We start from the raw sequence: 14575 nt of genomic DNA on the forward strand, positions 1-14575 counted from the left end.
AATATTTCTAATATTCTTTATTTTGGTACTACTGCTGAGAATACTGTTTGAACGGTATTCTCCTTATTTTTTAAAAATCATTTGCGGAATCTCTGGAAGTTAAAAAGGAATTGTTTTATAACTTAAAGTTTTTCAGCTAAATAAAACAGAATTAAAGGAGAAAAATAACTAATATTGAATATATTAAATAAGAGATAATTTGTATTAGTTATTGAAATTTAATTTATAAGCTTAAAATCTAAAGGAGTGAATAATAAAATGAAAGTATTATTTATCGGTGGAACAGGAACTATCAGTCAGGCAGTTTCAGAACTGGCAGTAAAAAAAGGTATCGATTTATATTTATTCAATCGAGGTAACAATAACCATCTGGCTCCAGCAAAAGCAAAAATAATTGAAGGAAATATTCGTAATCAAAAAGAGGCAAAAGAAAAATTAGAAGAGCATCATTTTGATGCTGTAGTTGACTGGGTTGCTTTTACTCCAGAACATGTAAAAAATGATATTGAAATTTTCAGAGGCAAAACTGATCAGTATATCTTTATCAGTTCAGCTTCGGCATATCAAAAACCTCAGACCAGTTATTTAATTGACGAGTCAACTCCTCTGGCCAATCCTTACTGGGAATACTCTCAAAATAAAATTGCCTGTGAAAATATTTTGATGGCTGAATACAGAAAAAACAATTTTCCAATTACCATAGTTAGACCATCTCATACTTATGGAAAAACCTCAATTCCGGCAGCATTAAACAGTCACCAGGCTCCCTGGTCAATTGTTGACAGAATGCGCAGGGGTAAAAAAATATTGGTCCATGGAGACGGCAGTTCTCTCTGGACAATGACTCATAACAGTGATTTTGCTCAAGCTTTTGTTGGTCTGCTGTCCAATAGGCAGGCTCTTGGTCATGCCTTCCAGATTACTTCTGATGAAACTCTAAACTGGAATCAAATATTTAGAGAAATTGCCAGAGCGGCCGGGGTTAAAGATATGGAACTTATCCATGTTGCTTCCGAAAAAATTGCTGAGTATGATCCAAAATATAGAGGTTCCCTGCTGGGAGATAAGGCAGTAAGTGTTGTATTTGATAACTCTAAAATTAAACGTTTCGTACCTGAATTTAAGGCAACCGTATCTTTTGCTCAGGGAATTAAGGAATCAATCGAATGGTTTGATACCCACCCTGAAGAACAAAAAGTTGATCAGGAATGGAATAAATTAATGGATAAAATTATTGCTGAAAATGGGAGGTAGAAATGCTCAAAAATAAGCTGATTGAAGAGCTGGAAAATTATTTTGCAGAAGATAAGGAAAGAATTAATCATGCTTTAAGAGTTACCTGTTTTGCAGAAGAATTAATAGATATCTTTAAGGAAAAACACCCTAAAAAAGATATCAATGAACAGGTAATTATTTATTCTGCAGTTCTCCATGATATAGGTATCAAGAATGCAGAACTTAAATATGACAGCAGTGCCGGCCATTATCAGGAAATTGAAGGTCCACCTGTAGCCAGAGAAATTATGGAATCATTAAATGTTGATTTTGAAATGATGGACGAAATTGCTGAAATAATAGCTCATCATCATACCCCGGGTAAAGTTAGCAGCAACAATTTTAAATTGCTTTATGATGCTGACTGGCTGGTAAATTTACCTGAAGTTTATAATTTAAAAAGCAAAAACAAAGTCGAAAAAGAAAAGTTAATTGAGAAGGTTTTTCTTTGTGAAATAGGAAAAGAATTAGCCAGGAAAGAATTTTTAGCTAATAATTAAATAATAACAAAAAACGACCCCGGGAAAGGGCCGTCTTTTTCTGCAAATATTAATTTAATAAGGAGATATTTGCTTTTACGTATCATCTAATATTTCGTATTACTTTATTTAAATATTATCCTTCTGGAGGTTAGCCCATTAATAAATTGGGTAACCAGAGGGTTAAACCAGGGACAAAGGATAATAGTAATACCATAATTACAAGTACTGCATAGAATGGCATCAGTGATTTTGCAATATCTTCTATCGGAGCATTACCAATTGAACAACCAACAAATAGTGTCGAACCAACTGGAGGAGTTAAGAGACCTACTCCCAGGTTAAGCATCATTACAACTCCAAAGGTAATTGGATCCATTCCAATACTTCGTACAACCGGTAATAAAATAGGAGTTGCAATTAAAATCAGTGGTGCCATATCCATAATTGTACCCAGGAATAATAAAATCAGATTAACAATTAACATTATAACAATCGGGTTTTCTGATAAATTTAAAAGCGATTCTGTAATCATTCCCGGAACCTGTAAATAAGACATCATCCAGGCAAAGGCACTTGAAGTTGCAATTATTGCCACCACCATTGATAGAGTACTCAAAGAATTTCTCAAAATATCAACAAACTTAGAGATCGGTATATCTCGATAAACAAAAAATGTAATAATAAAGGCATAGACTGCAGCTATAGCAGCGGATTCAGTTGCTGTAAAAACCCCGGTTGTTACTCCACCAATAATAATTACAGCTGTAAAAAGTCCTAGCATACTATCTCTGGTTATTTTTAAAGCTTCTTTGAAAGAAACCTTTTCTTCCCTGGGATAATCTCTTTTAACTGCAATTGCATAACTTAAAATCATCAGGGCAATTCCTAAAAGAACTCCAGGAACTATTCCACCTAAAAATAACCTTGCTACTGAAATTCCTCCCCCTGCTGCCAGTGAATAAATAATCATATTATGACTCGGTGGGATAATAATTCCCTGGACAGAAGAAGTTATTGTAACATTGATAGAATAATCTTTATCATAGCCTTTCTGCTCCATCATTGGAATCATAATTGATCCAATTGAGGACACATCTGCTACTGAAGAACCAGAAATCCCGCCAAAAAACATACTGGCTAAAATATTTACCATGGCTAAACCGCCGCGCATCCAGCCTATAATTACATTAGAAAATTTAATTAAACGATCAGATATTCCACCCTGACCCATAATCTCACCGGCAATAATGAAAAATGGAATTGCCATTAGTGAAAATGAATTAATCCCACTCACCATCTGCTGTACTACTACCATTGGTGACAGATCAAGATATAAAGCTGTAAGCATTGTCGAAAGGCCGAGACTAAAGGCAATGGGAATTCTGATAAATAACATTAATAAAAAAGAACCTAATAATAAAATGACTGCTGGATCCATTAATTCCCCTCCTCTAAAATCTCGTTATCTTCTTCCAGAGCTGCCTCATCAACAATTGAAGACTTGTTTTCCAGTATTCCAAAAAATTGAAAAATTGAATAGACTAATATAAAAAATCCTGCAACTGGCAAGGGAATAAATAGCAGTCCCCTGGACCACTGAGTAGCAGGTAAAACTGTTGTTTTGAAACGACTAAATAACTGCCAGCCAAATCTGAGCAAATACCAGCCGAAAAGTCCAACAAGGAAATTTTCAACCCTATAAATATAACCCTGATATTTATCAGGAAATAGACTCATAAAATACTCAATACTTAAATGAACAGACTGCTTGACTCCCAGGGCCATCCCTAAAAATCCAAACCAGATCATCATCATTAAAGCAACTTCATCAGTCCAGCGAAAAGTAAAGTTAATAGTATAACGAGTTAAAACAGTTGTGCTGACTATAATTATCATCACTACTAAAAAAATCATAGCTAAATAACTAATTAGCTCTTCTGATAAATCCAGTACTGATTTAATTTTCCCCTTTTTCTTTTTCTCAGACATAAGCGTCACCCTTTTTTAAAAGGTGGAGGTAAAAACCCCCACCTAATTTTAAATATTAATTCTTATTTTTAACTTTATTATTTTTCCATTTCAAAGTTTAAAATACTATTTAACAGATCTTCGTAACCTTCACTGTACTTAGGATATAGACCTTTAACTTTGTCCTGGAAAGCCTGCTTCTGTTCAGCATTTAAAGTAGTAATTGTAGCGCCTTCTTCTACAGCTAATTTCTTAGCTTCTTCAGTACGCTTATCCCAGGCTGCACGCTGTACTTCAGTAGAATCTACAGCTGCCTGCTTGATAATTTTCTGATCTTCCGGGCTCAACTTATCCCAGGTCATTTTACTCATGATAATCAATTCTGGGATACGATTATGTTGATCTTCAACAAAGTAAGGAGCAACTTCATGGTGACTGTTATAGTACCAACCTGGATAGTTATTTTCACCAGCATCTACTACACCAGTCTGAAGTGCACTGTAAACCTCACCCCAGGCAATAGGAGTAGGAGAAGCACCTAAAGCTTCAACCATATCCATCATTAACTGACTTTCCTGAACTCGAATTCTTAAACCTTCTAAATCTTCAGGACTTGTAACCTTTGTGTCAGCAGTATAGAAACTGCGAGCACCAGAGTCATACCAGGTTAAACCAACAATACCTGCATCTTTAAGACCTTCTAATACTCCATCTCCAATATCACTCTGAAGAACCTGGAACATATATTCTTCACTGGGATATAAATAGGGAAGAGATAAAACATTCATTGCTGGCTCAAAGTTAGCCATTGGTGTAATTGAGGTTCTTACAAAGTCAATAGCACCAAACTGAACCTGTTCGATTGTAGAACTTTCGTCTCCCAGGATTCCACCAGGATAAACTTCAATCTCAATTCTACCATTTGTTCTTTCTTCAACTAAACGAGCAAATTCTTTTGCACCGACAACTGTTGGGTAACCTTCTGGCTGATTATCTGCCAGACGCAAGGTCATTTCCTGAGCCGAGACTGCGAAAGAGAAAATCAAAAGACTAGCTAAAACTAAAACTAAAACTTTTTTCATTATTTTTCCCCCTTAAATTTTATTCTAAACTTATTGTATCAGGCAAATTCCAGGAATACTATAGACTAATTTGTTATCTTATTCATTTACTTGTTTGTTTTCAGAAAATTAGGCTTAAAACTTCAATTATTGGAATTTGCCCGGGGAAAGTCCAGTGTATTTTTTAAATGCTCTACTGAAATAATTGCGGTCAGAGTAGCCAACTTCACCGGCAACAACTTTAATTTTATCTCCTTTTTTTAGTCTTTTCTTGGCTTCTTCCATCCTAACTTTGATTAAATAATCCTTATAATTTATCCCTTCAACTTCTTTAAATAATTTACTTAAATAATATTTACTAAAAGAAATGTAGTCTGCTACATCATCCAGACTAATATCTTTACTATAATTTTCTCTTATATAATCTTTGACAGTTTCTATAATATCAACTTTCTTTTCCTTGGCATTATTATCAAGATCAGCAATCAAATTATCAATTAGCTGTTCAAAATAGTTTTGAAGTCCTTCTAAATTATTAATCTGTTTAATTTCATTTTCTAATCTCTGCATTTCCAGAAAAGGCTGCTGTTCATTATAATATTCCATTAAGCGTCGATTGAGGAAGACCAAAAACCTTCGTAAAAAAGATTTTATTTTATTTAAATTACAATTTTCTACCTGCAGTAAATAATCATAAATTTCGTTAAACTCTTTTTTTGCAGATTCTTTATTTTTATCAATAATTTTGGCAAAAACCTTCTTTTCATTCTGATAGGGATAATTATTGATAGAATATTGAGTATCAGGAGTATTGTTTTTGGTTTGATTATAAATCTCACTAATTTTACTGAAATCAGAAGAACAATCACTATTATTAATATACACTGATTTACTGCTGTTTTTAGTCTTAGTTTTTATTAGCTTTTCCAACTCTTGATACTGCTGAGAATTAATTTTAGAATTCAAATTATTGTCAATAATTAAATAAATGCTGTTAATTAAACCATTATAAGAAATAACTCCTGCGAAAATTTCTTTTAATTTAGCTTTTATAGAATTGTAAAAAGAATCATTGATTTTACTATTATCCGCATAATTAATGGTCAGAAAAAAATATTTGCTGCCCTGAATACCCAGCATTTTTTTATGCTCCAAAAAATCGGCTAAAGAGGTTTCAGTATTATAGACGATATTTAAAATGCTCTCTTTTTCTAAGACAGGAGTTATATTTTTAATTTTTTCGAGCATTCTTTTTTCTTTTTCATTATTTTTTTTCTGTTTTCGGATTTTTTGAATTGCATTATCTACTACTTCTTTAAAATCTGCTTCCACATATGGTTTAACAAGATAATCACTAACTCCAATTTTTATTGATTTTCTGGCATAATCAAACTCACTGTGAGCAGTTAAAATTATAATTTCCATTTCAGGATCTTTTTCTTTTAACTTTTCGGCTGCTTCCAGGCCGTTAACTTTGGGCATCTTGATATCCATTAAAACCAGATCCACCTTGTTTTCTAAAGCCTGAAAAATTGCCTCCTGACCATTGCTGACTTCTGCCACCACTTTTATTTCCTGTTGATAAAGTTTATTTATAAAGAATCTTATTGCTTTTCTTTCTAAATGTTCATCTTCTGCAATTAATAACCTGATCATCATTTTTCCTCCAAATTCTAATTTTATTAAATTTCTAATCTTTATTAATTTCATCATTAACAGGTATTTCTATTATAACTTCAGTTCCCTCATTAATTGTAGAGTTGATTCTTAATAAATTTTCTCCATAATAAAGCTTTAGCCTTTTAATCACATTTAAAATACCTAAACTCTCTCTTTCTTCTTTGTTTCTTGATTTTTGCTCTTTATCAGTCAGGATTTCTTTTAGTTTTTCACTTTCTATACCTACCCCATTATCTTTAACTTTGATTTCTACTTTTTCTTTTAACCTTTTAATCTCAATTAAAACTTTACCTTCTGAATCAGTATCGGCAAGACCATGAATGATTGAGTTTTCTACAATAGGTTGAATAATCATCGGCGGGATTTTAATGTTTTCTAAATCACCATTTGTATTAACTTCAAAATCCATCTGTTCCTTAAAACGAGTTTCCTGAATTGTAAGATAGGCTTTCAAAACTTCAATTTCTTTTTTAAGTTCCACCATTTTCCCCTTATGATCAAGGTTATAGCGCATAATTTTTGAGATAGCAATAATTAAATTTTGAGTTTCAGCTGCATTTTCAAACATAGCTGTTCTGGAAACCGTATTTAGAGTGTTAAATAAAAAATGAGGATCCATCTGCATCTGCAGATTTAAAAGCTGAGACTCTTTTAAAAGCCTTTCTTTTTCTATATTTTCCATCTTTTTCTGGTTTAGTTTATTCTCAAGCACTGATTTTTCTTTAAGTTCTTTAATATAATTTCTGATATTATTTTTCATTATATTAAATGTCTGTGCCAGAATATTGAGCTCCCGATAATTAATTTCCTCAATATCCTCAATCTCCCAGTGACCCAGAGAGAGATATCGAGCTGAAGAAGATAATTTTTCAATTGTATTCAAAATGTTATTGGCCATTAAGACTGCAAATATGAAAACAGCTACACTAATTAAGATCACAACTGCGTAAATTGTTTTAGATCTGTTTTGTGTATCAACAAGCAAATTAACATAATTGCTGCTGTGATAAGCAAGATAAGAATTAATTAAATTTTGGGTATGGCTGTTCATATAAGAATAGAGGGTCCCAATCTTGGTTAATTTTTGATAGGTTCTCTGATTTAAAACTGTGGTATTTAATAGATCAGAGGCCAGTTGTTTTTGATAATCCAGCATATTGTTTAAGTTCCTATAAAATGTCTTGCTTTTTGGATCTCGACTAACTTCAGCTTCAATTTCAGTCATCAATTCTGAAATTTTATTTCTAGAATTCTGATAAAGTTCTCTATTTTCTTCATTTCTCTCCTGAAAAAGCAATTCAAAGTGGCGTGAGTTCTCAGTAATTTTTAGGGATAGTTGATTTAGTTTAAAATTGACATCCACATTGTCCTGATAGATTTCAATTTCTCGATCCCGGCGAATAAACGAAAGAAAAAATACTATATTTAATATAATAATTATAATAATAAAAATGCTGATTATTCTACTTCGAATTGATCTTTTTGGTTTTTTAATAAAATCTATAATTCTGGAAAATATGATTAACACCTCCACCGGTAAGCTCTTTCAATCTATAATATCTTAGACAACTATTTAAAACCTACTTATAATGATACTACTTTAACCGCAACAGTGTCAAAATATTGAGTAATTTAAATTATTTATCATTAATAAACATTTTACAAAATTCATAAACTAAATCCGCATCAAACTGGCTTCCTGAACATTCTTTTAATTCTTTAAATGCCTGCTCAACGCTTATAGCTTCAGTGTATGGCCTGGCATGAGTCATTACATCAAAAGAATCAACAATTGTAATTATTCTTGATAATAATGGGATTTCTTCTCCCATTAAACCCTCGGGGTAACCTCGGCCATCCCATCTTTCATGATGATATAATATATATTTTGCAATTGGAGAAAATTCAGTAATAGAATTAGCAATTTCATAACCTCTTTTACAATGCTGCTGCATTATACTCCATTCATTTTTATTTAATTTACCTGGTTTTTTTAAAATCTCTTCGGAAATAGATACTTTTCCAATGTCATGTAATTTAGCTAAAAGTGATAAATTAATAATTTCTTGATAGTCCAGATTTAAATATTCTCCAAATTTTTCTGATAATTGCTCAACTCTCATAACATGTTCTTTAGTTTCATTACTTTTTACATCGTAAATTATTATGTAATTATCTGCAAAAGCTTTGACTGTAATCTCAAATCATTCTTTCTGACTATTTTTTGATATATTGTGTAAACACTCCACTGAAAATTTATTCAAATCCCCAATAGTTAAGCTCTCTAACTTGCTTTTGATTTCTCTAACTTTATTATGGGACAATAAACCCAAATTATTAAATTCTGATAAATAGTTTTGCCCGATCATTTCTTCGAAAGATTTATCAAAATTAATTTCTAAATAATCTTCCCATTCTCGATTAAATAATTTAATTTTAAAATCTGCGTCTAATATTATTGCTTTATTGTTCATAATATCAATAAAAGATTTAATATCCAAAACTTTCCCCCCCATGAGATTATATCCCCAAATATGTATGTTATATTATGAATATTATCATTTTATTTCATAATAGTAAATAATTTGAATATTCATATTAAATATATGGCTGCAAAAGGGCTGCAAAACTAAAAAAAGCCCTACCGATTAGCCGGTGGACTTTAGTTGTCTTTACTGTTATATCAGGCATTATAAGTGGTGGGGTTAGGCGGATTTGAACCGCCGGCCTACAGATTAGGAATCTGTTGCTCTATCCAGCTGAGCTATAACCCCTCGTGAGCTCAATCATATCGGGAATTGGAAAATATTTTAATACCTAATAGAGCATCAGATTATCTGTGATTTTTGAGATAATCTGTTGCTCTATTCTTTATTGGGAGATTTAAGGACTATCGAAAATAAATAACAGCTTATTATTACCTCTTACTCAAATAATAATATAATATTTTGTAGTTTTTTTCAATCTAAAATTTGCGTTCAACCTGAACTTCGATTAACTTTTTCAATTTCTTTTTCGCCTTATTATCCGGTAATTGGACCAGATATTTTTTTACTCTACTAATAAAGAGATGAAGAATGTCCCGGCTTTCTTCCAGCACACCTGAACTTTTTACATCAGCAATAATCTCATTTACTACTTTATCATTTAAAATAGTTTTATTGTATACCTCATATTTATTTTTATACTTATCCTTATTAAGAAGTAAAATCACAGGGAGAGTAATTACTCCTTCTTTTAAATCCTGAGCAAGTAATTTCCCGGTCTCTTTTTCATTACCTTCAAAATCAAGAAGATCATCCTGAATCTGAAAAGCCATCCCAATTTCTAAACCCAGTTTATATAAAATATTTAACCTTCTACCTCTTATTCCACTGACATAAGCCCCAAGATAACTGCTTAAAGCAAAAAGAAGAGCTGTTTTATGTCTTATCCTTCTATAATAATCTCTTATTCCAATCTGAAAATCGAATCGTTTTTCCGATTGTTCAATTTCTCCTTCACATAAAAGTCTTACATTTTTATTCATTTTTCGGAGAGTCTTTTTATCCAGATATTCAAAAAAGATATCAAAGGTTCGAGATAACAAAAAGTCACCAATAAAAACTGCCTCTTTTTTGCCAAATCTTTTTTGAGCAGTTTTCTTACCCCGCCTCAGAGCTGCATTATCTATAATATCATCATGGACCAGGGAAGCCATATGCAGCAGCTCAATTCCACTTCCCAGCTGCAGCAGTTTTTCTTTATCATAATCTCCAAAAGAAGCAGCAAGAAACATTAAAAAGGGCCGTAACTTCTTACCACCACCATTAATCAAATCTTCCACTGCTTGATTAATTATTGGTCTTTTTGATTTCGTAATTTTAATAATATTTTCATTTAATTCCTTGCGTATTTTCTGATAGAGTTTATCTTCAATTAGCAAAGCTTTCACCTTCAATTATATTAAAATCAGAATCAGTAATCTCTATTATATCTTTTAAACCTGAAGAAAGATAAACATCCAACTTTTCTGTAATAAACATAACTTCAACATTTTCCAGAGACTCAATAAAGTTCATCCCTTTTTCCAGACCCATTACATAAACAGCTGTGGAAAGTGCATCAGCATCAAAAGAATTCTCACTAATAATACTGGCACTTAAAAGATTATTTCGAGCTGGATAGCCAGTTTCAGGATTTATTATATGATGATAGAGCTTACCGTTTTCTTCAAAATATCTTTCATAATTACCAGAAGTAACTATAGTTGAATCAACTGCATCAACAATAGCCATCACATTTCCTCTTCCCTCCCGGGGATCCTGAATTCCAATTTTCCAGGGAGAACCATCTACTTTATTACCAATTACCAGAACATTGCCACCGAGATTTACAAAAGCATGTTGAATCCCATGTTTCTGCACTACATCTTTAACCTCTTCGGCAGCATATCCCTTGGCAATTCCTCCCAGATCAATTTTAACTCCTGGATTAGTAATTTTGGCTGAATTCTCGTACAGCTTTAAGTACTGATAGCCTGTATTTGATAAAGCTTTTTCAATTTCAGATTGAGTCGGAACGGCAGCATCTTCAGTTCCGATACCCCATAATTCAACTAGTGCTCCAATTGTTGGATCAAAACTACCATCAGTCATTTTAGCATATTCTAATGCTTTTTTTAAAACAGCCATGCTTGCTTGAGAAATCTGTATTTTTGTTTTGGGATTATGGTTCAATTCATAAATATCGCTGGATTTAATAGTTTTACTCATCAAATTTTCAATTTCTCTAATTCTTTCCATGCTTTCTTCAACTGCAACTTCTGCATTTTCTCCATGGGCCTGCATCTGAACTAAAGTATCCATTAAAAACGCAGTATCTTTTGCCTGAGGCAATTCCTCTGCCTTATTTCCACAGGCGGTTAAAATCAATAAAAATACTGCAAGTATAGTAATCAGAATTAACTTTTTGTTCTTAAACAAATTATCACTTCCTATTTGATAAAATTTATTCTACAACTAAATTAATTTTTACACAAAATAATAAAAAATATCCTGAAAACCTCGGGTAAATCACTTACATTTTATCATAAATACTTGAAATTGCAAAAATAACCTGAGTATTTAACTAAGAAATTTGCAATTTATTTATATTATGCTATAATGATAGTGTGAAAAAAATAACTCATGACTGTTATTTTAGTGTATGTGAATTTAAAAATTTAAGCTTAATAAATCGGTCATGACAGGATAAAGCTAATAAAAATAAGGGAAAATAAATTAAAGGAGGTAAAAAATTGAGTAATAATATTATTATACTTGGAGCAGGTTATGGTGGAGTAGCTGCTGCTCAAACTCTACATAAAAAATTAAAAAAACACCCTGACTCTACAATTACTCTCATTGACAGGAATTCATATCATACCCTGTTAACAGAATTACATGAGGTGGCAGGTAATAGGATTGATGAAGATGCTCTCGAAATTGATTTAGAGAGAATTTTTTCTTCAACCAGGGTAAATGTAATTCAGGATGAGATTAATAATATCGATTTTGAAAATCAGATTTTAAGTTCTGAAGATCATCAATATACCTATGATTATTTAATTATGGGAGCCGGCAGCAAGCCGAGTCACTGTGGAGTTGAGGGTGTAGGGGAACATGCCTTTACTTTATGGTCGATGGATGATGCAAATAGTATCAAAAAACATGTTGAGAATTGTATGCAGGAAGCAAGAATCACTAATGATCCTGCTGAACGAAAGGAACTGCTATCCTTTGCAGTTGCCGGTGGAGGTTTTACCGGAGTTGAGATGGTTGGTGAGTTACTTGAATGGCTTGATGAATACAGCAAAGAATATAATATACCCCGAGATGAAATAGAAATTTATAACTTTGAAGGCCTTGATCAAATACTTCCAAATCTCAGTGATGAACTGGTAGAAAAAGCAATGAATTATATGAGAGATAACGGAGTTAATATCAAAACAGGTGAATTTGTTGACAAAATAGAAGAAAATAAGTTAATCTTAAATGATGGAGTGGAAGTTGATGCCCGGACTATTATCTGGACCTGTGGTGTACAGGCAGCTGACTTTGCTGCAAATTCTGGTCTGGCTACTGACCGTGCAAATCGGATAAAAGTAAATGAATATCTGCAGACAGAAGATTATTCCAATGTATATGCTATTGGTGATAATGCAGCGGCTCCCTGGAAAGATGATCAGATCTTACCTGCATTAGTCGAGTCTGCTCAGCAGACAGGAGAATGTGCAGCTAAAAATGTGGTAGCTGAAATTAAAGGTGGTTCTAAAGAAGAACTTGAACCAAACTTACATGGAGTAATGGTTTCAGTTGGAAGCAGCTATGCAGTTGCTGAAGTTATGGGCTTATCATTAACAGGAATTCCAGCTATGTTTATGAAACACTCTGTTAATATGTTCTACCGTTTTGAAATAGGTGGAATAAAAGAAACATACAGTATGATTACTGAATATATGAAAGAACAGGCTTCTCATAAAGGCTTACTGCCACAGCTGTTTGGCTTTGTCAGTGAGACTTCGAGATCACTCTGGTTAGTTCTTTTGCGTGTTTTTGTTGGAATTATGTGGCTTTATGAAGGCTATACTAAAGTAAGAGACGGCTGGTTATGGAGTCCAGATTATTTAGTCTCTGGAGCTTCAGCATCACCGATTGGTGACTATGCTGTTGGCTGGTATGTCTGGCTAAATGAAGCTATCATCTTTAAGTTTCCACTTTTCTTTCAAATTGTAGTAACTCTAAGTATGATAGGAATAGGTATTTCCTTAATCTTTGGTTTATTTGCAACACTGGGCGCCTTAGGTTCTGCTGGATTTTCAGTTAACTTTTTACTGGCCGGCCAATATGCCCACTGGTCCAGTGACTATCCCGGACACTTTAGTCCTTTATTCTGGTTCCTCTTTGGCTCAATCGCTTTAATAGGTTCCGGACGTTCTTTCGGGCTCGATTATTATGTTCTACCGTGGCTTAAAAGCAAGATCTGGAGCAGACCGAAAGATAAGGATCAGGATCTGCAAAAAGTAGTTAAACAATAGATTATAGATTAAATCATTTTTAATAAAAACTAGAATAAGAAAAAAAGCAGGAGCTTTAATTAAGGCTCCTGCTTTTCTAATTTAAATGTTATTTTCAGCTGCAAAGTTTCTTTAAGAAATACTAGAATAAATATTTTAAGCTAACCAAAAAGTAATCAATTCTATTTTTGGCTCCATAATATATTTTTTTAAGTTTACCCTGATTATTTTGCAATCTACCTTCATTTTTTGCAGCAGCAAAGTAAAGACGATCCGAATTGTTTTTTCCTTTTGCAAAGCTGAAGGCATTATAAACATCTACAGTTTTAAAACCACTATTTTTGAGCAGCCTTAAGATAGTCTCAATTTTATAGCCCCGCTCACTGTGCGTTTCCTCAAAACAGGGCAGCTGGTCATTATCCGGACAGATTTTTAATTTAACCTGCCATAAATTCTCCTTTGATTTTACAAGATCTTCCCAGAAACACTCATAACTATCTCCTTCAATTACAAATGACTTTTCCTCAATTGTTTTGATTCTACCAATTGAATTCATGTCAAAGATAAAAAGACCATCTTTGGTCAAGGAATCTGCAGCACTCTCAAAACAATTCTTTAGTTGATCTATATCAGTCAAATAATTTAGGCTATCAAAGAATGATACTACTAGATCGAACTTGTTTTCAAAGGAAAAATCGGTCATATTTAGAGCCTTAAAGTTAATACTCAGCTGACGCTTTCCCTGCTCCAGCTGATAACTCATTTCATTTTCTTCAGTAAAAAAATAATTGAAGTCCTGAGAGTTCTTAATTTTAGTTTCTAATTTTTCTGCAGCCTTAGCCAGCATAGCTGAGGATAAATCCAGCGCAGTAATTCTATTGATAAACTGCAGTTCAATCAACTTAAAGGTCATATTAGAGGTTCCAGAAGCCAGTTCCAGTACTGACTCTGGCTGATGTTTATAATATTTTAAAAGATCTTTTAAATATCTGGACCAGTATTGATAAGGTACATTTTTCATTACATCATCATAGATTTCAGCAAAATATGTGGTATAGCTGTGCTCCACCATT

The 14575-nt window shown here is 32.8% G+C and carries 13 protein-coding genes and 1 tRNA gene; 3 read left to right on the plus strand and 11 right to left on the minus strand.

The genetic code is table 11. The features are described 5' to 3' along the window. The first annotated feature begins 258 nt into the window (after positions 1–258). Both DFR79_RS12355 and DFR79_RS12360 read left to right on the plus strand, forming a co-directional pair. Positions 259–1254 (plus strand): SDR family oxidoreductase, encoded by a 996-nt coding sequence (locus tag DFR79_RS12355; RefSeq protein ID WP_133515792.1) that lies wholly within the window; start codon positions 259–261, stop codon positions 1252–1254. A gap of 2 nt (positions 1255–1256) precedes the next feature. After that, positions 1257–1775 (plus strand): HD domain-containing protein, encoded by a 519-nt coding sequence (locus DFR79_RS12360; RefSeq protein WP_133515793.1) that lies wholly within the window; start codon positions 1257–1259, stop codon positions 1773–1775. A gap of 130 nt (positions 1776–1905) precedes the next feature. Here the strand turns inward: DFR79_RS12360 and DFR79_RS12365 are convergent, their stop codons facing one another. The 10 genes from DFR79_RS12365 to DFR79_RS12410 form a co-directional block, all read right to left on the minus strand. Next, on the minus strand, positions 1906–3195 hold the full coding sequence (locus DFR79_RS12365) for a TRAP transporter large permease (protein WP_133515794.1): 1290 nt from the start codon (positions 3193–3195) through the stop codon (positions 1906–1908). After that, complete coding sequence (locus DFR79_RS12370; protein ID WP_133515795.1) at positions 3195–3746, minus strand: TRAP transporter small permease; 552 nt, start codon at positions 3744–3746, stop codon at positions 3195–3197. The genes DFR79_RS12365 and DFR79_RS12370 overlap by 1 nt, the downstream gene beginning before the upstream one ends. Before the next feature lie 77 nt (positions 3747–3823). After that, positions 3824–4807, minus strand: coding sequence for a TRAP transporter substrate-binding protein (locus DFR79_RS12375; protein WP_133515796.1), 984 nt, complete (start codon positions 4805–4807; stop codon positions 3824–3826). A gap of 126 nt (positions 4808–4933) precedes the next feature. Further along, on the minus strand, positions 4934–6442 hold the full coding sequence (locus DFR79_RS12380) for a response regulator transcription factor (RefSeq protein WP_166638050.1): 1509 nt from the start codon (positions 6440–6442) through the stop codon (positions 4934–4936). A gap of 34 nt (positions 6443–6476) precedes the next feature. Beyond that, positions 6477–7994 carry a sensor histidine kinase gene (locus tag DFR79_RS12385; protein ID WP_133515798.1) on the minus strand — a complete coding sequence of 506 codons (1518 nt, stop codon included), beginning with the start codon at positions 7992–7994 and terminating at the stop codon, positions 6477–6479. A 109-nt stretch (positions 7995–8103) separates the two neighbouring features. Then, a complete protein-coding gene (locus tag DFR79_RS12390; RefSeq protein WP_133515799.1) occupies positions 8104–8589 on the minus strand; it encodes an HD-GYP domain-containing protein in 486 nt (161 codons plus the stop codon). Between the two features lie 81 nt (positions 8590–8670). Then, positions 8671–8967: a hypothetical protein gene (locus DFR79_RS12395; protein WP_133515800.1), complete on the minus strand. Its 297-nt coding sequence runs from the start codon at positions 8965–8967 to the stop codon at positions 8671–8673. 196 nt (positions 8968–9163) lie between these two features. Then, positions 9164–9240 (minus strand) — tRNA-Arg (locus DFR79_RS12400). A 191-nt stretch (positions 9241–9431) separates the two neighbouring features. Then, positions 9432–10391: a polyprenyl synthetase family protein gene (locus DFR79_RS12405; RefSeq protein WP_133515827.1), complete on the minus strand. Its 960-nt coding sequence runs from the start codon at positions 10389–10391 to the stop codon at positions 9432–9434. Then, the gene (locus tag DFR79_RS12410; RefSeq protein ID WP_133515801.1) at positions 10381–11430 is read right to left on the minus strand and encodes an FAD:protein FMN transferase; all 1050 of its coding nucleotides are present in this window, start codon (positions 11428–11430) and stop codon (positions 10381–10383) included. The genes DFR79_RS12405 and DFR79_RS12410 overlap by 11 nt, the downstream gene beginning before the upstream one ends. Before the next feature lie 314 nt (positions 11431–11744). On the opposite strand from DFR79_RS12410, the gene DFR79_RS12415 reads away from it, so the two are divergent. Then, entirely contained in the window at positions 11745–13523 is a 1779-nt protein-coding gene (locus tag DFR79_RS12415; protein WP_133515802.1) for an FAD-dependent oxidoreductase, read from the plus strand. 121 nt (positions 13524–13644) lie between these two features. Here DFR79_RS12415 and DFR79_RS12420 read toward each other — a convergent pair whose 3' ends face one another. After that, positions 13645–14574, minus strand: coding sequence for a class I SAM-dependent DNA methyltransferase (locus DFR79_RS12420; RefSeq protein ID WP_243727790.1), 930 nt, complete (start codon positions 14572–14574; stop codon positions 13645–13647). Between the last annotated feature and the right edge of the window lies 1 nt (position 14575).

The sequence above is a fragment of the Halanaerobium saccharolyticum genome, assembly GCF_004362045.1.
GTDB classification, from domain to species: domain Bacteria; phylum Bacillota; class Halanaerobiia; order Halanaerobiales; family Halanaerobiaceae; genus Halanaerobium; species Halanaerobium saccharolyticum_C.

Coding starts and splice junctions, on each gene's coding strand:
- DFR79_RS12380 (WP_166638050.1), bottom strand. CDS start 6,442: ATGATCAGGTTATTAATTGCAGAAGATGAACATTTAGAAAGAAAAGCA.
- DFR79_RS12365 (WP_133515794.1), bottom strand. CDS start 3,195: ATGGATCCAGCAGTCATTTTATTATTAGGTTCTTTTTTATTAATGTTA.
- DFR79_RS12390 (WP_133515799.1), bottom strand. CDS start 8,589: ATGAGAGTTGAGCAATTATCAGAAAAATTTGGAGAATATTTAAATCTG.
- DFR79_RS12370 (WP_133515795.1), bottom strand. CDS start 3,746: ATGTCTGAGAAAAAGAAAAAGGGGAAAATTAAATCAGTACTGGATTTA.
- DFR79_RS12360 (WP_133515793.1), top strand. CDS start 1,257: ATGCTCAAAAATAAGCTGATTGAAGAGCTGGAAAATTATTTTGCAGAA.
- DFR79_RS12355 (WP_133515792.1), top strand. CDS start 259: ATGAAAGTATTATTTATCGGTGGAACAGGAACTATCAGTCAGGCAGTT.
- DFR79_RS12420 (WP_243727790.1), bottom strand. CDS start 14,574: ATGGTGGAGCACAGCTATACCACATATTTTGCTGAAATCTATGATGAT.
- DFR79_RS12375 (WP_133515796.1), bottom strand. CDS start 4,807: ATGAAAAAAGTTTTAGTTTTAGTTTTAGCTAGTCTTTTGATTTTCTCT.